Annotated in this window: 16 protein-coding genes; 8 read left to right on the forward strand and 8 right to left on the reverse strand. The window is 64.9% G+C overall.

Annotation, left to right across the window (positions count from 1 at the left end; all coding sequences use genetic code 11):
• The coding region (locus G3N95_RS38360; RefSeq protein WP_205975290.1) for a type 1 glutamine amidotransferase at positions 1-738 on the forward strand (738 nt) is incomplete at its 5' end.
• Positions 739-1,004: 266 nt separating this feature from the next.
• Positions 1,005-1,748, forward strand: a complete 744-nt coding sequence (locus G3N95_RS38365) for a DUF2968 domain-containing protein (RefSeq protein ID WP_205975291.1) — start codon at positions 1,005-1,007, stop codon at positions 1,746-1,748.
• 175 nt (positions 1,749-1,923) lie between these two features.
• On the opposite strand, the gene G3N95_RS38370 is transcribed toward G3N95_RS38365, so the two are convergent.
• Positions 1,924-3,009 carry a hypothetical protein gene (locus G3N95_RS38370; protein ID WP_346778442.1) on the reverse strand — a complete coding sequence of 362 codons (1,086 nt, stop codon included), beginning with the start codon at positions 3,007-3,009 and terminating at the stop codon, positions 1,924-1,926.
• A gap of 155 nt (positions 3,010-3,164) precedes the next feature.
• Positions 3,165-3,731 carry a GNAT family N-acetyltransferase gene (locus tag G3N95_RS38375; protein WP_205975325.1) on the reverse strand — a complete coding sequence of 189 codons (567 nt, stop codon included), beginning with the start codon at positions 3,729-3,731 and terminating at the stop codon, positions 3,165-3,167.
• Positions 3,732-4,144: 413 nt separating this feature from the next.
• On the opposite strand from G3N95_RS38375, the gene G3N95_RS38380 reads away from it, so the two are divergent.
• Entirely contained in the window at positions 4,145-5,446 is a 1,302-nt protein-coding gene (locus G3N95_RS38380) for an MFS transporter (protein ID WP_205975292.1), read from the forward strand.
• A gap of 149 nt (positions 5,447-5,595) precedes the next feature.
• Here the strand turns inward: G3N95_RS38380 and G3N95_RS38385 are convergent, their stop codons facing one another.
• A complete protein-coding gene (locus G3N95_RS38385) occupies positions 5,596-7,455 on the reverse strand; it encodes a tetratricopeptide repeat protein (RefSeq protein ID WP_205975293.1) in 1,860 nt (619 codons plus the stop codon).
• Positions 7,456-7,603: 148 nt separating this feature from the next.
• Between G3N95_RS38385 and G3N95_RS38390 the strand changes: the two genes are divergently transcribed.
• The 3 genes from G3N95_RS38390 to G3N95_RS38400 all read left to right on the forward strand — a co-directional run bounded on the left by G3N95_RS38390 (position 7,604) and on the right by G3N95_RS38400 (position 10,879).
• Positions 7,604-7,948 (forward strand): metalloregulator ArsR/SmtB family transcription factor, encoded by a 345-nt coding sequence (locus G3N95_RS38390; protein WP_205975294.1) that lies wholly within the window; start codon positions 7,604-7,606, stop codon positions 7,946-7,948.
• A complete protein-coding gene (locus tag G3N95_RS38395) occupies positions 7,945-9,054 on the forward strand; it encodes a cation diffusion facilitator family transporter (RefSeq protein WP_205975295.1) in 1,110 nt (369 codons plus the stop codon). Before G3N95_RS38390 ends, G3N95_RS38395 begins: the two co-directional genes overlap by 4 nt.
• A 109-nt stretch (positions 9,055-9,163) precedes the next feature.
• Entirely contained in the window at positions 9,164-10,879 is a 1,716-nt protein-coding gene (locus G3N95_RS38400; RefSeq protein WP_205975296.1) for an FAD-dependent monooxygenase, read from the forward strand.
• 81 nt (positions 10,880-10,960) lie between these two features.
• Here G3N95_RS38400 and G3N95_RS38405 read toward each other — a convergent pair whose 3' ends face one another.
• Genes G3N95_RS38405 through G3N95_RS38420 form a run of 4 tightly spaced genes read right to left on the reverse strand, consistent with a single transcriptional unit; the run spans position 10,961 to position 16,244 of the window.
• Positions 10,961-11,215: a formate dehydrogenase subunit delta gene (locus tag G3N95_RS38405; protein WP_205975297.1), complete on the reverse strand. Its 255-nt coding sequence runs from the start codon at positions 11,213-11,215 to the stop codon at positions 10,961-10,963.
• Positions 11,216-11,224: 9 nt separating this feature from the next.
• Positions 11,225-14,164: a formate dehydrogenase subunit alpha gene (gene fdhF / locus G3N95_RS38410; RefSeq protein WP_205975298.1), complete on the reverse strand. Its 2,940-nt coding sequence runs from the start codon at positions 14,162-14,164 to the stop codon at positions 11,225-11,227.
• Between the two features lie 14 nt (positions 14,165-14,178).
• Complete coding sequence (locus G3N95_RS38415) at positions 14,179-15,735, reverse strand: formate dehydrogenase beta subunit (RefSeq protein ID WP_205975299.1); 1,557 nt, start codon at positions 15,733-15,735, stop codon at positions 14,179-14,181.
• Entirely contained in the window at positions 15,732-16,244 is a 513-nt protein-coding gene (locus G3N95_RS38420; protein ID WP_205975300.1) for an NAD(P)H-dependent oxidoreductase subunit E, read from the reverse strand. The genes G3N95_RS38415 and G3N95_RS38420 overlap by 4 nt, the downstream gene beginning before the upstream one ends.
• Positions 16,245-16,378: 134 nt before the next feature.
• Between G3N95_RS38420 and G3N95_RS38425 the strand changes: the two genes are divergently transcribed.
• Positions 16,379-17,461 carry a substrate-binding domain-containing protein gene (locus G3N95_RS38425; RefSeq protein ID WP_205975301.1) on the forward strand — a complete coding sequence of 361 codons (1,083 nt, stop codon included), beginning with the start codon at positions 16,379-16,381 and terminating at the stop codon, positions 17,459-17,461.
• Between the two features lie 143 nt (positions 17,462-17,604).
• A complete protein-coding gene (locus tag G3N95_RS38430) occupies positions 17,605-17,871 on the forward strand; it encodes a hypothetical protein (protein WP_205975302.1) in 267 nt (88 codons plus the stop codon).
• A gap of 60 nt (positions 17,872-17,931) precedes the next feature.
• Here G3N95_RS38430 and G3N95_RS38435 read toward each other — a convergent pair whose 3' ends face one another.
• A complete protein-coding gene (locus G3N95_RS38435) occupies positions 17,932-18,291 on the reverse strand; it encodes a hypothetical protein (RefSeq protein ID WP_205975303.1) in 360 nt (119 codons plus the stop codon).
• Positions 18,292-18,610: the final 319 nt, after the last annotated feature.

The following is an 18,610-nucleotide window of genomic DNA, read 5'->3' on the forward strand; positions in this document are numbered from 1 at the left end:
TACCCCGAGCCGGGCGCGAAGGGGCTGCGCGGCAAGACGCTGCAGTATCTGGAGGAATCGATCGCGCACTGGGTGATGTCGCGCGACGTGCTCGTGTTCATGATCCCGACGGTCGGGCACCAGGGCATGCTGCACCCGAGCAACATCCGCCTGCGCGACTACGCGAAGCATCTGGACGGTCTGTTGCTGCAAGGCGGCGCCGACGTGTCGCCGCAGTCGTACGCGGAAACGGCGACGCGTCCCGAGTGGCCCGGCGACCGTGTGCGCGACATGTACGAACTCGAACTGCTGCATGAGTTCATCGAGTCGGGCAAGCCAGTGCTGGGCGTGTGCCGCGGCTGCCAGCTGATCAACGTCGCGTTCGGCGGCACGCTGTATCAGGACATCGCGACGGACGTGCCGACGGCCGGCATCCACGTCAACGAACATTACGACCAGCATCGTCACTCGGTTCATTTCCCCGAGGGCTCGACGCTCGTCAACATGTTTCCGGGGCGGCGCGAGGCGATCGTCAATTCGATCCACCATCAGGCGGTCAATCAGCTCGGCCGCGATCTGAACATCGAGGCTGTGTCGGCGACGGACGGCATCATCGAGGCCGTGCGCTATCGACGCGCGCCGTTCGTAATGGGTGTGCAGTGGCACCCCGAGTTCCATCGCGCGGGCGGTCCCGAGCTGCTCGACTGCACGCCGCTGCTGGACACGTTCCTGCGGGTCGCGCGCGAAACGCGCTTCTGATCTCTCTATCTTTTCGTCGAACGCGAGTGGGGCGCAAAGGCCCGCTCGCGTTTTGCATTTATGCGCGAAGTGTTTCTATCGGAATCCGTGTTGCCGCTGATCGGCTCTCAGGAATTGCGTCACGTTTTACGATCTTTTGCGTTTGCGCGTCAAATTACTTAGTTATCCGTTTATCTTGATTTAAAGTCCTGTTTTCAGGCGTCAAAAAGGGCAAAATCCGCGCGATAATCCGAGCCTGTTTCTGGATACGCATGGAGTATCGACGTATGAAGTACCCCTTGGATCTGCGCCGCGCAGTCATGCTCGCGATTGCTTGCGCGCTCATGCATGGCGGCATTGCGCAGTCGGCCGGCAAAACAGCAACGGGAACGAGTATCGCGCGTGCGGGTGCGGCGAAAGGCGCGCAGGCCGACGCGCCGGACGTATCGACGGAAACAGGTTCTGCCGATACGGCGGACGAGACCATCGGCCTCGATCCGCATGCCGACTCGAACGGCAGCGCACAAGGCGATGTCGCCGATCTGATGCAACTGATCCACGACGGCGGCCTCGTCGAAATGCGCACCACGTACAACGGCGGCTATGGCGCGTCGCTGTTCTTCCACGCACCGAGCATGACCTACTATGTCGCGCTGTTTCAGGACAAGCATTTCTGGCGCGTGATCAGAACGTCCGACCAGACGCGCGCCGAAGCGATCTATGCAGGTTTCGCGCGGCAAACGGCGCAGCTTGCGGAGGTCGAGATTCGCCGTGCACAGTTGCAGGCGCAGAAGGCGTCGATCGAGCGCGTGATCAATGAGTCGCAGGCGCGCGCGCAGCGCCTGCAGGCCGATATCGAAGTGGCACGTACCCAGGAAGCGAAGGTCGCCGACTACCAGCGGCAGACGCAGGACGAGACGCTTTCGTTACGCGACGAGAAAGAGAAGGCTCAGGCGCAATTGCGTCAGTTGCAGCAGCAGGTTCTGATGCTGCAACATCAGGCGGAGGCAGGATTGCCGGCAAACCGGTGAGGGCGTCGCCTGCGCGAGAGCGCGATTGCCTTTAACGAGCTGTCGCAGCGCGCCGGGACGGCGCAAAGCAAAGAAAAGAAAAACAAAGGGCTGAGTCCAGGATCACCTTGGACTCAGCCCTTTTTGCTTTCAGAGGTGACGACTGCTTGCCGCGGAAACATCGCGGCTCGCGGGCCTACTTCGAAAAGCCATCAGGCGCGTCAGTGATGCGCCGATGCGACATGTGGTTCATCCACTCGGTGTTGTCCGTGTCGACGGGTGCGTGACGCATCGTGGCGGGCGGGATATCGCTGACATGCGTGCCGGCCGACGTCGTGACGGAACCATAGTCGCTGTCGAAGCGCGCCGACGGCGCGGCGGGCGAGTAGGCGCCCGCGATCGAAGGCAGATGACGTGGGAGTTGGCCCGACGCCATCTGCGGATCGGACGGCACGGGCAGGCCTTGATCTCGATGCGGTGCGATGTCCGTCAGACGAGGCGTCGCACGCGAGGCGTGGCGCGTTTCCGACTTCGCTACCGTGTCGCGCTCGCGCTTCGCTGCATTCGTGGTGCGCGTATCGTGAGCATTGCGAGCCGCGTGCGCGAGATGGTCGACGGCCGGCTGCTTCGAGCGCTTCGACGGGACGCTCGCGCGTGAATCGATTGCGCGCGAAGTAACTGGCGTGCGTTCCGCATTGCTTGCGACCAGATCGCCGCGCGCGCGATTCCAGGCGAGCGGCGCGTCTGCCGGACGTTCGACGCGGCCGGACTGGCTGCGTGACTGTCCCGTTGGAGATGGTTGTCCATGTGCCCGCGCAGGCGCGTTGAGCGTGACCTCGGGCGCCGCCGCGACGGTCGTCGACGACGACGGGTGTCGAGGATGATTCGCCATCAGCCACGCGATCAGGGCTGCGCTGCCGATGGCGCATGCGCCGCCCGCCAGCATGTGCGACGGGCGGCCCTTGCGCGCCGAAGTAAGCACGGGATCGCGCATGCCGAGTGAAATGGTGTCGGCCTTGAATACGGGAGCGGAAGTAACGGCGACGGACGGCTTGTGATTCGCAGCTTGAGCATCCCAGCGCGACATCGCGCGAATGGCGGCGGCGCTCATGCAGAAGGTTCGCATCATCGCCGCGTATAGCGCCTTGAGCTCCGTACGAAAGCTCGCGCCGGGCGGCAGCAGCGACCACTCGCGACCGACGGAGCGTGAGACCAGCTCGAGCTGGCGAAGGCGCGGCATGGCGAGTTCGCCGGCAACGAGTGTGAGTAGGGGTGTCGACACGGTCCTCGCCTCGATATTGTTCGTGTTTTTAGCCTCGGAGCGGCAAACATCAGCAGACGCAAACGGACTGCATGCTCATGGCTGAGTCGAGGCCTTGGGTCGCGGTATGGTGGCAGGCACCGGTAGATCAAAACTATCGGATCAATCTGAAATTATTAGCCATCCTGATGACTCGGTGAGGCGCGGTCGAGCGAATAGACGTATCTGAATGCCGTGATATCGACGCCGCCCATATGGTCCGGCTCCGCGCCGGAAAACTGCCAGCCCTGGCGTTCATAGAACGCGATCGCGGGTGCGTTGCCTTCCAGCACGTACAGATATAGCTGCGCTTCGCCATGCTCGCGCGCCCAGTCCTGCGCGGCGCGCATCAGCAGCTTGCCCGCGCCGATTCCCTGGTGAGCGGGCAGGGCGTGCAGATTGTCGAGCAGCACGCCCCAAGGCGAGTCCGGCTGGCGTTCGACGCACACGAAGCCGATCGGCTCGCCCGCGCGCTCGGCGATCAGCACGATGCGGCGTTCGGCCCCCGGCGCCGACATCCGGGCGCGCCAGTACGACGCGCGCTCGTGCGCCACTTCGCCGTCGAGAAATGCATCGGGCAGCAATCCGCGATAGGTCGCCTGCCAGCTCGCGCTGTGAATGGCGGCGATCAGATCGGCGTCGGCCTCGCTAGCGGGGCGCAGGGCGAGGGACGAAAGTGCGGGCGGCGAGACGGAATCAGGCATTGCGGCGGTAGAAACGAAACGATGAGCGGGTATCGGGCAGCCATTGGGCGGCAAGAGGATCACGATACGGCGCATGTCGTCCGGCGTCATCTGGCGGGACTTGCCGGGCAGGAACGGCACCGGAAGAATTTTCTTCTTTATTTGCCGTTGTAAGCAAATTGTATTGAATGCATGCCATTCAGAGTAACGTTATTATCACGTGAGGCGCGTGTTGTAAGTGAAACTTCACGTTTACCCTGATATCTCCACGGCAATCGTCGCAGCAGAATACCGCGCCCACGCAAGCGTCGCGCCCTGACAGGCGGAAACCCGACCTGGCCGCGCCGGACCGGGCATCCGCGCACTCCCCGCGGATCGTTTGAACTGCCCAACGCTGCCTGTGATGCAGGCAACGGGCTCATTTCGAGATAGTCATGGCAACAGCCTCCCATGCTCAAGTAGCGACGGACGAATCCAAGGTCCGTACCGTCTTCCGCGTCGTCAGCGGCAACTTCCTGGAAATGTACGACTTCATGGTCTACGGCTACTACGCCGCTGCGATCGCGAAGACGTATTTTCCGAGCGGCGATGAATTCGCGTCACTGATGCTGTCGTTGTCGGTGTTCGGCGCAGGCTTCCTGATGCGTCCGCTCGGCGCCATCGTGCTCGGCGCTTACATCGACCATCACGGCCGCCGCAAGGGCCTGATCCTCACGCTCGCGCTGATGGCGCTCGGCACGCTGACGGTCGCGGCGATTCCCGGCTACGCGACGATAGGCGTGCTCGCGCCCGTGCTCGTGCTGCTCGGACGTCTGTTGCAGGGCTTCTCGGCGGGTGTCGAACTGGGCGGCGTGTCGGTGTATCTGTCGGAGATCGCGACCAAGGGCAACAAGGGCTTCTATTGCTCGTGGCAGTCGGGCAGCCAGCAGGTCGCGGTGGTGTTCGCCGCGCTGATCGGCGTGTTCCTGAACCGCCTGCTGCCCGCCGACCAGATGACGGCGTGGGGCTGGCGCGTGCCGTTCCTGATCGGCTGTCTGATCGTGCCGTTCCTGTTCCTGATCCGCCGTTCGCTGAAGGAGACGGAGGAATTCCTCGCGAAGAAGCATCGTCCGACGATCGGCGAGATCTTCGCGTCGATGATGCAGAACTGGGGCATCGTACTGGGCGGCATGGGCATGGTCATCATGACAACGGTGTCGTTCTACATGATTACCGCGTACACGCCGACCTTCGGCAAGGAAGTGCTGAAGCTCTCCGCAATCGACACGCTGATCGTCACCGTCTGCATCGGCGTATCGAACCTGATCTGGCTGCCCGTGTCGGGCGCGATCTCGGACCGCGTCGGCCGCCGCCCCGTGCTGCTGACGTTCACGATCCTGACGATCCTCACATCGTATCCGGCCGTGCAGTGGCTGGTTGCCGATCCGTCGTTCGCGCGTCTCCTGATGGTCGAACTGTGGCTGTCTTTCCTGTACGGCTGCTACAACGGCGGCATGGTCGTCGCGCTGACGGAAGTGATGCCCGCCGACGTGCGCACGGCAGGTTTCTCGCTGGCGTATAGCCTCGCGACGACGATCGGCGGCTTTACGCCAGCCATCGCAACCTACCTGATCCACTCGACGGGCAACAAGGCGGCGCCTGGCCTGTGGATGAGCGTCGCCGCCGTGTGCGGTCTGATTGCGACGCTCGTGCTGTATCGCACGGAAGAAGCGCGCAACCAGTACCGGACGGCCTGAACGATCGGGTGTTCCGGGGTGCATGCCCCGATGCTGAAAAACGAAAACCCCCGCACGCGTGCGGGGGTTTTTCATTTCATCGGTTTCATCGGTTGCATCGGTTGCATCGGTTGCATCGGTTGCATCGGCGACACGGTGCGCGCCAGGCCTCACTCGCGCAGCGCAGCCGCCACCTCTTCGACGACTTCCGTCCACGCGCCGGGCTGTGGCTGCCGCACGAGCCGTGCGGACGGATACCACGGGCTGTGCCGATCGCCGGTGAACCAGCGCCAGTCGGCCGCGAACGGCAGCATCAGCCACAGAGGCTTGCCGAGCGCGCCCGTCAGATGCGCAATCGACGTATCGACGGACACCACGCCATCCAGACGTTCGACGATGGCCGCCGTGTCCGCGAAGTCGCGAATGCGCCCGTCGAAGCGATGAATAGTCTTCGCGCGCGGATGCATGTCGAGTGCGGCGCGTTCGTCGTCGGTGAGCGAAGGCTGCAGCACGATCCAGTCGATGCCTTCGAGCGCGAACAGCGGTTCGAGCGCGGCGAGGGGCAGCGAGCGGTTCTCCTGGCGCTGCGCGCGCCCCGACCATGCGAGGCCGAACTTGCGCCTGGCGTGCCCGCCAAGCGAGCCGCGCCACGTGCGGCGCGCCGCGGCAGGTGCTTGCAGATAAGGCGTGCGTGCCGGAATCGTGTCGAGTTCCGTGCCGAGCGCGAACGGCAGGCTCAGCAACGGGCACTGCAGATCGGCGCGCGGCCGCGGCGCCCCTTGCGGGATCACCGTGACGCGCCATTGTTCCGCCGTCGGCGCGAGCAGCGGCACGAGCTGCGACTGCACTTCGAGTACGATCCGCACCGCGCGTCTTGCCACCGGCTCGACGAAACGCACGAATTGCAGCGTGTCGCCGAAACCCTGCTCGGCGTGCACGAACAGCGTCTTTCCTTCGATCGGCTCGCCGTTCCAGCGCGGCAGCGCCGCCGGATCCGGCGCTGCGGACGGCGGCACTGCGGCGTTCTCCAGCCGCCATTCGTATTCGGGCAGCCCGCGCTTGAAGTCGCCGAGCGTAAGCAGCGTCACGCCACGATTCATATGCGCCATCGGCAGATCGGGCCGCAGGCGCAGTGCCTGGTCGAAAGCGCGCACGGCGGCGTCGTGTGCGCCGAGCGCGTGGCGCGCCGCGCCGAGGCTCAGCCACGCCAACGCGAAGGTCGGGTCGAGACCGACGGCGCGCTCGAAGCGCGGCCGCGCCTCTTCGTGACGGCCAAGCGACGCGAGCGCGTTGCCGAGGCCGAATAGCGCGGGCGGCAGGGTCGACTGCATCTGCAGGACCGCTTCGAATTCGGCGACGGCCTGTTCGTGCTGACCGGTCGCGTCAAGCGTATTGGCGAGGTTGAAGCGCGCGGCGACAAAGCGCGGCTCGACCTTCAGTGCCGCGCGGAAATGGGCGCTCGCCTCCGTCGCGGAACCGAGCGCGTTGAGCGCCATGCCCATGTTGTTGTGCGCGCCCGCGTGGCCTGGCCGCAGTTCGAGCGCGCGCCGGAAAGAATCGGCGGCCTCGCGATGCCTGCCCAGCGCATGCAGCGCGTTGCCGAGATTGACGTGCGACGACGCGTCCATCGGCTGCAGACGCAGGGACTTCTGGAACGCGTCGACGGCGTCTTCATGGCGCCCGGCGAGCGCGTATGCATTGCCGAGGTTGTAGTGCGCCATCGGAAACGTCGGCGCGAGCGTCAGCGCGTTGCGAAAGCGTTCGATTGCCTGGTCGAGCCGGCCGAGCGCCTTCAGCGCGTTGCCGAGGTTCAGCTGCAACGCGGCGTCTTGCGGGCGCAAGTCGGCGGCGCGGCGCACGAGGTCGGCCGCTTCTTCGTGCTGGCCTTGTTGATGGCGCAGCACGCCGAGCAGATGCAGCGCGTCGACGTGAGCGGGATCGAGATCGAGGGTGGCGCGATAGCCGCGCTCGGCGTCGTCGAGCCGGCCGTCACGATGCGCGCTATACGCGCGGTCGAAAACTGGGTGCATGACGCAGGCGAGGGTGTGATGCAGGAAAACGCGCATTTTCCCACACTCGGCGGATGCTTCCCGACTTGACGTCGAGAGTGTTGCTCAATAACATGTGAACACCTGTTCATATGTATGTATCGACTTCGCGTCGATCGCTCTTCCGCGCATGTCAGCCGTTCTCTCCCTGAATACCGACGACCGCGTCGTCCAGATCGCCGATCTGTTCCGCCTGCTAGGCGATCCGACGCGCCTGCGCATCGTGCTCGCATGCGTCGACGAGCGGCGCGCGGTGGGTGCGATAGCGGAATCGCTGAACCTGTCGCCGTCGCTCGTGAGCCACCATCTGCGCTTGCTGCGGGCGGCGCGCATCGTGCGCGCGGAGCGCCAGGGCAAGCAGGTCTTTTACATCGCGGCCGACGGGCACATCAGCGGCATGCTGACCGACATGCTCGAACACGTCGACGAACCCGTCAGCGACGCCGCGGCCGAATTCACGCAGGATCACACATGAAATACACCGCTCATCAGAACGACGACGCGCCCGACCAGCATCTGCCGAAGCCGCATGTACACACGGATGCCTGCGGCCACGCGGGACACGACCACGCAGACCACGCTCATTCGCATGACGACGGCCACGCGCACGACCACGCGCACGAAGCGGGCAGCAAAGGCTCGCACGCGGATCATGGGCACGGGCATGGCCACGGACATCATCACCATCACCACGCGCCTGCCGCCGGACACGGCCGCGCGTTCGCGATCGCCGTCGCGCTGAACGTCGCGATCGTCGTCGTGCAGGGCGTCTACGGCGTGCTGGCCAATTCGACGGCGTTGCTCGCCGATGCCGGCCACAATCTCTCCGACGTGCTCGGCCTGCTGCTCGCGTGGGGCGCAACATGGCTCGCGACGCGCCGGCCGTCCGCGCGCTACACGTTCGGCCTCGGCGGCTCGTCGATTCTCGCCAGCCTGCTCAATGCGGGGCTGCTGCTGTTCGCGTGCGGCGTGATCGTCGCGGAAGCGGTGGGGCGACTGATTCATCCTGCACCTGTGGCAGGGCTCGACGTGTTCATCGTCGCGTGCGTCGGCATGGTGGTGAACGGCTTCTCGGCGTGGCTCTTCATGCGCGGCCAGGAGGACGACCTGAACATTCGCGGCGCGTTCCTGCATATGCTCGCCGACGCCGCCGTATCGGCCGCCGTCGCCGTCAGCGGCCTCGCCATCCTGTTCACCGGCTGGACGTGGCTCGACCCGGTGATGAGCATTGTCGTCGTCGCGGTGATCGTGTACGGCACGTGGGGCCTGTTGCGCGATTCCGTGAGCCTCGCGCTCAACGGCGTGCCGCCCGGCGTCGACATGCAGAAGATCCGCGCGTACCTCGCCGCGCAGCCGGGCGTCACCGACGTGCACGACCTGCACGTGTGGGCGCTGTCGACCACGGGCAACGCGCTGTCCGCGCATCTCGTGATTCCTGACGGTCATCCGGGCGACCGGGTGATCGACGCAATCGTGGGCACGCTGCGCGCCGACTTCGACATGCATCACGCGACGCTGCAGGTCGACATGGGCACGACGCAGCATCGCTGTTCGCTCGATCACGCGCCGCACGCGCATTGAGGTCGGCTGTTCTTCCGATGACGCGTTGATGCGCCGCGTCGTCGGCCGCACGGCAGCGATGCAAACGCTCGGCGTACACTAGCAGGCATGTCCGACTGCGGAGGTCTGCATGACGGGTGCTTCCTTCGACGCACCGCCCGTGCTGATCGTCGGCGCGGGGCCGACGGGGCTGGCGGCAGCCATGAGTCTTGCGCGCGCGCACGTGCCCGTGCGGCTCATCGACAAGGCGCAGCAAGCGGATCCGCATTCACGCGCGATCGGCATTCAGGCGCGCACGCTCGAACTGCTGGAGCAGCATCGGATCGTCGAACGGTTTCTGGAACTCGGCCACCGCGCGCGCACGGCGAATCTGTATTCGAATGGTCATCGGCTCGCGCGACTCGACTTCGATCCGTTGCAGACCCGCTATCCATATCTGCTGTTCCTCGAGCAGTCCGTCACCGAGCAGCTGCTCACGGAGCACCTGGCCACGTTCGGCGTACAGGTCGAACGCGGCGTCGAACTGACGATGTTCGCGCAAGGTTCGGCGGGCATCAACGCGACGCTGCAACGCGCGGACGGCCATATCGAAACGCTTCATCCGTCGTACATGATCGCCGCCGACGGCGCGCACAGTGGGATTCGCCACCGGCTCGGCATGAGCTTCGCGGGCAAGACGTTCGAGCAGACCTTCCTGCTCGCGGACCTCGAAGCCGATACCGGCTGGTCCGACGATGAATTCCATATCTTCGCTTCGGGCGCAGGGCTCGCGGCGCTGTTCCCGATGGGCAAAGGCCGGCACCGGCTGATCGCCGATCACCCCGCGATGCCGCCGTCCGCGCCGCCGGCGAACGACGCCGCGCCGCTCGCGGCGATTCCCGCGCCGACGCTCGACGAATGCCGTCTGGTCGCGAAGAGCCGCATTCATCATCCGATCGACATCACGGACCTGACCTGGTCGAGTTACTTCCATCTGAATAGCCGCATGGTCGAGCAGTTGCGCGCGCAGCGCGTGTTTCTCGCCGGTGACGCCGCGCACGTGCACAGTCCCGCCGGCGCGCAGGGGATGAATACGGGCATCCAGGAGGCGTTCAATCTCGGCTGGAAAATCGCGCGCGTGCTGCAGGGCGATGCGCCCGAGCGGCTGCTCGACACGTACCACCTCGAACGTCATCCGATCGAGCGCGACGTGCTGCGGCAAACGAGCTTCGTCACGCAACTGGCGGAAGCGGATCATGGCCCGCTCAAGCTGCTGCGCGAGCGCGTGATGCCCGTGCTTGCCGCGCTGGGGCCGCTGCGCGATGCCGCGCGGCTCACCGTCAGCGAACTGGCGATTCAGTACCGGCGCTCGCCGTTGACGCTCGAACGCGTGCTCGACGGCGGTCCGCGCGCGGGCGAGCGTGCGCCTGATGCGCTGGTGCATGTCGTCGACGGGCCGCTGGGGCGCGCGCCCGGCGTCGGCTGCATCTTCGATCTGCACGACCCGGCGTTCTTCTCACTGTTCCTGCTCGTCGATCCACCCGAAGAAACCGCTTCAGGCAACGGCAAACTGCTGGGCCTCGCGCGCAAGCCCGTGCGCTCCGCGGATCTCGACCGGTTCGTCGCCGCTGTCGAAGATCTGCTGCCGGCCGCGGTGCGCGTATGGCGTGTATCGGATGCGGACGGCGAGGACGGCGGGCCGTCGCTCAGCGAATCCTTCGGCCGTACGCGGCCTTCGTTCTATCTGGTGCGGCCCGACGGCTATGTCTGCGCGCGCGGCAGACCGGGCTCCGATCTGAATGGACTGCTGCGCCACTGCGAAGCGTGGTTCGCGAAAGGCGCGCCACCTTCACCGCCGCCGCCCTGACGTGGCGCATAAAAAAAAAGCGTCCGCATCGTTTCCGATGCGAACGCCAAGGTGCTGTTGCTCTTGCGTGGATGGAACGCGTTACGCTGCCGCCGGCTCCTTCGGCGTCAGATCCTCGCGATGCCTGACGAGCGCCTCGCGGACCATTTCGTGCAGCTCGAGCTCCACGCCTTCGGGCTTCGCGTGCAGCGTCGCCAGAATCGCGCGGCGCATGCGCGGCTCCCAGAAGCGGCGGATGTGATCCGCAATGTTGTCGATCGCTTCGTCGCGATCCGGCATCGACTCGAAGAAGTCGCCGATGCGGTTCGCCATGTCGACCAGGTTATGTGCGTCCATTGCGTGGCCTCATTTGCCTGACGTTGTAGCCAGCTCGCGCTTGCTCAGATGCTCGAGCTGTTCGTTGTTGAAGCGCGAGTACTCCTTCTGCCATTCCGACGGCTGCTCGACGGGCATCACCTGCACGGCCGTGACCTTGTACTCGGGACAGTTCGTCGCCCAGTCGGAACTGTCTGTCGTGATCACGTTCGCGCCCGATTCGGGGAAGTGGAACGTCGTGTAGACGACACCCGGCTGCATCCGGTCCGCCACCTTCGCGCGCAGCACGGTGTAGCCCGCCCGCGACTCGATGCCGACCCAGTCGTCGTCCTTGATGCCGCGGTCTTCGGCGTCGTGCGGATGGATCTCCAGCCGGTCTTCCTCGTGCCAGCGCGAGTTTTCCGTGCGCCGCGTCTGCGCGCCGACGTTGTATTGCGACAGGATGCGGCCCGTGGTCAGGATCAGCGGGAACTTCTGGTTGACCTTTTCCGGCGTCGCCACGTACTTCGTGATCACGAACTTGCCCTTGCCGCGCACGAACTCGTCGATGTGCATCGTCGGCGTGCCTTCCGGTGCCTGCTCGTTGCACGGCCACTGGATGCTGCCCAGCTTGTCGAGCTTCGCGTACGACACGCCGTGGAAAGTCGGCGTGAGACGCGCGATCTCGTCCATGATCTGCGACGGATGCGTGTAGTTCATCTCGTAGCCGAGCGCGCGGGCCAGCAGGATCGTCACTTCCCAGTCCGAGTAGCCGGGGAGCGGCGGCATCACCTTACGCACGCGCGAGATGCGGCGTTCGGCGTTCGTGAAGGTGCCGTCCTTCTCGAGGAAGGTCGAACCCGGCAGCAGCACGTGTGCGTACTTGGCGGTTTCGTTCAGGAAGATGTCCTGCACGACGATACATTCCATCGACGACAGCGCCGCGCCCACATGCTGCGTGTTCGGGTCGGACTGCACGATGTCTTCGCCCTGGCAGTACAGGCCTTTGAAGCTGCCATGAATGGCGGCGTCGAACATGTTCGGAATGCGCAGGCCCGGTTCCGGCTGCAGCGTCACGCCCCATTCGCCTTCGAACAGCGTGCGCGTCACGGTGTCGCTGATATGGCGGTAGCCCGGCAGTTCGTGCGGGAACGAACCCATGTCGCACGAGCCCTGCACGTTGTTCTGGCCGCGCAGCGGATTCACGCCGACACCTTCACGCCCGATGTTGCCCGTCGCCATCGCAAGGTTCGCGATGCCCATCACGGTCGTCGAGCCCTGTGCGTGTTCCGTCACACCGAGGCCGTAGTAGATCGCCGCATTGCCGCCCGTCGCATACAGACGCGCCGCTTCGCGCACCTGCTGTGCCGGCACGCCCGTCACGCTTTCCATCATTTCCGGCGAGTTCTCCGGCAGCGAGACGAAATCGCGCCAGTGCCCGAACGCGCGCGTTTCGCAGCGCTCGGCGATGAACGACTCGTTGAGCAAGCCTTCCGTGACGATCACATGCGCCAGCGACGTGACCATCGCGACGTTCGTGCCCGGACGCAGCTGCAGATGGTGCTGTGCCTTCACGTGTGCCGTATCGACGATGTCGATGCGGCGCGGATCGATGACGATCAGCTTCGCGCCCTGACGCACGCGGCGCTTCAGACGTGAGCCGAACACCGGGTGACCGTCGGTCGGATTCGCGCCGATCACGATGATGACGTCGGATTGATCGACGGAAGCGAAGGTCTGCGTACCCGCCGATTCGCCGAGCGTCGTCTTCAGGCCGTAGCCCGTCGGCGAGTGGCACACGCGTGCACAGGTGTCGACGTTGTTGTTGCCGAACGCGGCGCGCACGAGCTTCTGCACGAGATACGTTTCCTCGTTCGTGCAGCGCGACGACGTGATGCCGCCGATCGAATCGCGGCCGTACTTGTCCTGGATGCGGCGGAATTCCGATGCCGCGTAGCCGAGTGCTTCTTCCCAGCTCACTTCGCGCCACGGATCGGTGATCTTCGCGCGGATCATCGGTTTCTTGATGCGGTCCTTGTGTGTCGCGTAGCCCCATGCGAAGCGGCCCTTCACGCACGCATGGCCTTCGTTGGCCTGGCCGTTCTTGTGCGGCACCATCCGCACGACGGTGTTGCCCTTCATCTCGGCCTTGAACGAGCAGCCGACGCCGCAGTACGCGCAGGTCGTCACGACGGAATGCTCGCCCTGGCCCAGCATCACGATGCTCTTTTCGGACAGCGTCGCCGTCGGGCATGCCGCGACGCACGCGCCGCACGACACGCATTCCGATTCCATGAACGGCTGGCTTTCGCTCGCGGCGACGCGCGATTCGAAGCCGCGGCCCGAGATAGTCAGCGCGAAGGTGCCTTGCGTTTCTTCACACGCGCGCACGCAGCGGTTGCAGACGATGCACTTGGACGGGTCATACGTGAAGTACGGATTCGATTCGTCCTTCTGATCCTTCAGGTGATTCGCGCCGTCGAAGCCGTAGCGCACTTCGCGCAGGCCCGTGACGCCCGCCATGTCCTGCAGTTCGCAGTTGCCGTTGGCGGGGCAGGTGAGACAGTCGAGCGGGTGATCGGAGATGTACAGCTCCATCACGTTGCGACGCAGGCCTTGCAGACGATCGGTCTGCGTGCGCACCTTCATGCCCGCTTCGACGGGCGTCGTGCACGACGCGGGATAACCGCGCCGGCCTTCGATTTCGACGAGACACAGACGGCACGAGCCGAACGGTTCGAGCGAATCGGTCGCGCACAGCTTCGGAATGTTGACGCCGGCTTCGGCGGCCGCGCGCATCACCGACGTGCCTGCGGGGACCGTGATCGCCTGGCCGTCGATTTCGAGCGTCACGTCGACGTCGGAATGACGCAGCGGCGTGCCGTAGTCGGTGTCGTCGAACGGACCGCGCTCGTTGCGCAGCGCGCCTGCCTTGCAGGCACAGTTGCCGGAGCCGCAGCCGCCGGATTGGAAAGTGATCGGATCGGACATCTTGGGCTCCTTGGTCAGGCTGCCGCTTTCGGCGTCGCGGTTTCGAGACCGAAGTCTTCGGGGAAATGGTCGAGCGCGGAGACGACCGGGAACGGCGTCATGCCGCCCATCGCGCACAGCGAACCGGACACCATCGTGTCGCACAGGTCGCGCAGCAGTTGCACCTGCTTCGTCGACGTGTCGCCGTTGCGGATGCGCTGGATCACCTCGACGCCGCGCGTCGAGCCGATCCGGCATGGCGTGCACTTGCCGCACGATTCGAGCGCGCAGAAGTGCATCGCGTATTGCGCGAGGTCGGCGAGATTCGACGTGTCGTCGTGAATCACGAGACCGCCGTGACCGACGACGGCGCCGACCTTCGCGTATTCCTCATAGTCGAGCGGAATGTCCCACTGGCTTTCGGGCAGATACGTGCCGAGCGGGCCGCCCACCTGTACGGCGCGCGCCGGACGGCCGCTCGCCGTGCCGCCGCCGTAGTCGAACATCAGTTCGCGCAGCGTGCAGCCGAACGCGAGTTCCACGAGGCCGCCTTGCTTCACGTTGCCCGCGATCTGGAACGGCAGCGTGCCGCGCGAGCGGCCCATGCCGAAGTCCTTGTAGAACGCCGCGCCCTTCGCGAAGATGATCGGCACCGTGGCGAGCGTGATCACGTTATTGATCACGGTCGGCTTGCCGAACAGGCCTTCGAGCGCGGGAAGAGGCGGCTTGGCGCGCACGATGCCGCGCTTGCCTTCGAGCGATTCGAGCAGCGCCGTTTCTTCGCCGCACACATACGCGCCCGCGCCTTTCGCGACGAACAGTTCGAAGCGGTGTTCCGAACCGAGCACGCTGTCGCCGAGCCAGCCGGCGGCGCGCGCCTTGACGATGGCTTCTTCGAGCGTCGCGATCGAATGCGGATACTCGCTGCGCACATAGATATGGCCGACCGTCGCGCCCGTCACGATGCCCGCGATGATCATCCCTTCGATCAGCACGAACGGATCGCTTTCCATCACGAGGCGGTCGGAGAACGTGCCCGAGTCGCCTTCGTCGGCGTTGCAGACGATGTACTTCTGATCGGCCTTCGCGGCGCGCACCGTGCGCCACTTGATGCCGGCCGGGAACGCCGCGCCGCCGCGGCCGCGCAGGCCGGATTCGATGAGCGCGTCGACGGCCGCGTCGCCCGTCATCGCGAGCGCGTTGTACAGGCCGACGATGCCGCCGTTGGCGACGTAGTCGTCCGTCGAAAGCGGGTCGGTGATGCCGATGCGCGCGAACGTCAGACGCTGCTGTTTCTTCAGATACGGAATCTCGTCGACGACGCCGACCTGCTTCGCGTGCGTCTTGCCTTCGATAAAGCCGGCATCGAACAGCGGCTTCACGTCGTCGGCTTCGACGTTCGCATAACCGATGCGGCCTTCGGGCGTTTCGACTTCAACGAGCGGTTCGAGATACAACAACCCGCGCGAGCCGTTGCGCACGAGTTCAATGTCGATGCCGCGCGCTTTCGCTTCGTCGGCAATCGCGTTGGCGAGCGCGTCTGCGCCGAGCGCCAGCGCGGCGGAGTCGCGGGGAACGTAGATGCGCGTCATGCCGTTTCCTCCACGCGTTTCATTGCGGCTGCAAGCAGCGCGTCGAACTTCTGCGGCGTGACCTTGGCGTGCAGTTCGCCGTTGATCATCATCGCGGGCGACAGCGCGCACTGGCCGAGGCAATACACCGATTCGAGACCGACTGCGCCGTCGCAGGCGTGGTCGTGTCCATCATGAGCGCCGTGCTTGTGCGCGTCGAAGCGGCAACCCGTGCGCGCTTCGATGTGTTGCGCGAGCGCTTCCGTGCCCATGCTGCGGCACGCTTCCGCGCGGCACAGCTGCACCGTGACGGGCGCTGCCGGCGATTGACGGAAGTGATGGTAGTAAGTGATGACGCCGTGGACTTCCGCCCGTGACAGGTTCATCGTTCGCGCCAGCGGGGCGACGGTATCGGGCGGCACGAAGCCGACGTCGTCCTGAATGGCGTGCAATAGGGCAACCAGCGACATGCCGGGCTGTGCGTGTCGGCGCACAAGTTCGTCTGGCGCAAGGGCGTTCGGTCGATCCACAGTGGGGCTCCTCCAAAGTCGATATATGCACTTGTTATTCATAAGCCGTGCATCTATGCTTTGCTTGTTTGATATATCAATGCGAACGATAGGCGGGTGGATCGGCTTTCGCAATAGGAACTACAACAGCATATATGATTCGAATCGAATGCCGGGCTCAGCTGATTGTGCGGGACAGCAACGGCCAAACGTCCAGCCTGACTGACGCGGTGCCGCTACTGGCCCTCGTCGACCAGACGGGAAGCATTGCGCAGGCCGCTGCGCTTAAGGGTTTGTCCTACCGACATGCATGGGGTTTGTTGCGCGCCATCGAGACCCAGCTGGGCGGCGCGCTGATCGAAAAGGAGCGCGGGCGCGGCTCGGCGCTCTCGGAACTCGGACAGGCGGTGTTGCGCGCGCAACGACTTTGCGGGGAACGTCTGGACGGCAACATGCAGGCGCTGGCGAGCGAAGTCGCGAGCGACCTGAACCGCTGGCTCGCACCGCCCGCGGACGATGTGCGCATCCACGCATCGCATGGCTACGCGGTGGCCGCGCTCGTCACGGCGCTGGTCGCCGACGAAGTGCCGCTCGACATCAAGTATCGCGACAGCGCCGAAGCGATCACGGCGCTCGCGCGCGGCGAGTGCGACCTCGCCGGTTTCCATTTGCCGCGCGGCGAGTTTCGTGCGGCGTGTGCGGACAAGTATCGGCAGTGGCTCGATCCGCAACGTCATGTGCTGGTGCATCTGACGCGCCGCAAGCAGGGGCTTTTTCTCGCGAAGGGCAACCCGAAAGCAATCGGCGGATTGACGGATCTCGCCCGCGACGACATCCGCTTCGTGAACCGGCAGCATGGTTCCGGCACGCGCATGCTGATCGACCTCGCGCTGCGGCGCGTCGGCGTCGACCCGGACCGTGTCAACGGCTATGCCTCGACGGAACTGACGCACTCGGCGATCGCCGCTTTCGTCGCGAGCGGAATGGCCGACGTCGGCTTCGGCGTCGAACCGGCCGCGCATCATTTCGGGCTCGATTTCATTCCGATCGTCGACGAGGACTATTACTTCGCATGCGATCGCGCGCGTCTCGAACGCGAGCCGCTGACGACCGTGATGGCGGTGCTGCGCGGCGAACCGTTCCGGCGGAGCGTCGCGCATCTGGAGGGCTACGATCCCGGCGACTGCGGCAAACTGCTCGAACTGGAAGAGGGATTGGAAGAGCGCGGCGGTGCCTGACCCGGGGCGACGGGGCGCGGAGGGTAAGCGCCTGTAACAACGACGGAGACTGCCGACGCTGCGTCGCGCGACGCTTTGCGATAATCTCTACGCTTTCGTTACTCTGCCTCAGATGCGCGGCTCGTGTGCCGCCTCGATTCGATATGAAATATTTCGTTCCTGCTTGTGCCGCCGCGCTCACGGCCGGCGCGCTGTTTGCCACGATGTCCGTCGCTTTTGCGCAGAATTCGCCCGGCGTGCCGGGCGGCATCCTGACCGAGGAGTTCAAGCTCAACGAGCATCCGCAGATGCCGTTTGGCGCATCGGCTCCGTCGAAGAAATATCAAAGTGACAAGAAGTCGAAGCTGCGCAAGCGCGGCGACGACGGCGATCCGAACGGCTGCAACCTCAAGTGCCCTGACGACCAGTAAACGACACGACGCACGCGGCGCGTTGCGGCGTCGCGTGCGTTTATCAGGCTGCGGCGCGGCTTACGGCTTGGCCGTGTGCCACATGTCCTTGAATCCATCTCCCTTCATGTCGCCCGGCTTTTCGTCCTTCGCAAAGCGGTAGAGCGGCTTCCCCTTGTACGCCCATTGCTTCTGTCCGTCGGCGCCGTCGATCACGGTCCAGTCCCCGGACGGCTTATCGCCGGCATCGGCCGCGGCGGCCGGCCATGCGGCGGCGCAACCACCCGAACAGGCGCTTTTGCCCGGTGTCGTATCCTTGTCGAAGGTGTAGAGCGTGCGCCCCTGTTCGTCGGTGAAATGGCCGTCCATGGCTTTGGGCGGCGCTGCGAAAGCGGCCTGCTGAACGGCGAGCGCGGCGATGAGGAGGAGGGTCTTGCGCATGATGCGGCTCCTGTTCTGACGTTGTATATGGAGTGTATGCAATCGATCGGCGGACGCGCGCCTTTCATTCACTGAACAGCATTGCATGCGCGCGCATCGAATAAACGGCTGGCGCGCGGTCTTATTCCATCCGTCGATCGAACGTATTGCATGCGCCGTCTACGCGCGATTCATCCGAAGGTCCGTCTCGTTCGCGAGCGGGCCTTTTTTCATGCGCATGCGGGACGCGGCGATGCGTCGCCTGAGGTGATGTAAGGAATGGTAAGCATGCGCGATATAATTCTCCTGATGAATTAGAGGCAATGCGAAATGCATTGCG

The organism is Paraburkholderia sp. Tr-20389 (assembly GCF_017104565.1).
Classification (GTDB): domain Bacteria; phylum Pseudomonadota; class Gammaproteobacteria; order Burkholderiales; family Burkholderiaceae; genus Paraburkholderia.

Excerpts from the sequence above, each read along its gene's own strand:
- G3N95_RS38365 (WP_205975291.1), top strand. The coding sequence starts at position 1,005 with ATGAAGTACCCCTTGGATCTGCGCCGCGCAGTCATGCTCGCGATTGCT.
- G3N95_RS38375 (WP_205975325.1), bottom strand. The coding sequence starts at position 3,731 with ATGCCTGATTCCGTCTCGCCGCCCGCACTTTCGTCCCTCGCCCTGCGC.
- G3N95_RS38380 (WP_205975292.1), top strand. The coding sequence starts at position 4,145 with ATGGCAACAGCCTCCCATGCTCAAGTAGCGACGGACGAATCCAAGGTC.
- G3N95_RS38385 (WP_205975293.1), bottom strand. The coding sequence starts at position 7,455 with ATGCACCCAGTTTTCGACCGCGCGTATAGCGCGCATCGTGACGGCCGG.
- G3N95_RS38390 (WP_205975294.1), top strand. The coding sequence starts at position 7,604 with ATGTCAGCCGTTCTCTCCCTGAATACCGACGACCGCGTCGTCCAGATC.
- G3N95_RS38395 (WP_205975295.1), top strand. The coding sequence starts at position 7,945 with ATGAAATACACCGCTCATCAGAACGACGACGCGCCCGACCAGCATCTG.
- G3N95_RS38400 (WP_205975296.1), top strand. The coding sequence starts at position 9,164 with ATGACGGGTGCTTCCTTCGACGCACCGCCCGTGCTGATCGTCGGCGCG.
- G3N95_RS38405 (WP_205975297.1), bottom strand. The coding sequence starts at position 11,215 with ATGGACGCACATAACCTGGTCGACATGGCGAACCGCATCGGCGACTTC.
- fdhF (WP_205975298.1), bottom strand. The coding sequence starts at position 14,164 with ATGTCCGATCCGATCACTTTCCAATCCGGCGGCTGCGGCTCCGGCAAC.
- G3N95_RS38415 (WP_205975299.1), bottom strand. The coding sequence starts at position 15,735 with ATGACGCGCATCTACGTTCCCCGCGACTCCGCCGCGCTGGCGCTCGGC.
- G3N95_RS38425 (WP_205975301.1), top strand. The coding sequence starts at position 16,379 with ATGATTCGAATCGAATGCCGGGCTCAGCTGATTGTGCGGGACAGCAAC.
- G3N95_RS38430 (WP_205975302.1), top strand. The coding sequence starts at position 17,605 with ATGAAATATTTCGTTCCTGCTTGTGCCGCCGCGCTCACGGCCGGCGCG.
- G3N95_RS38435 (WP_205975303.1), bottom strand. The coding sequence starts at position 18,291 with ATGCGCAAGACCCTCCTCCTCATCGCCGCGCTCGCCGTTCAGCAGGCC.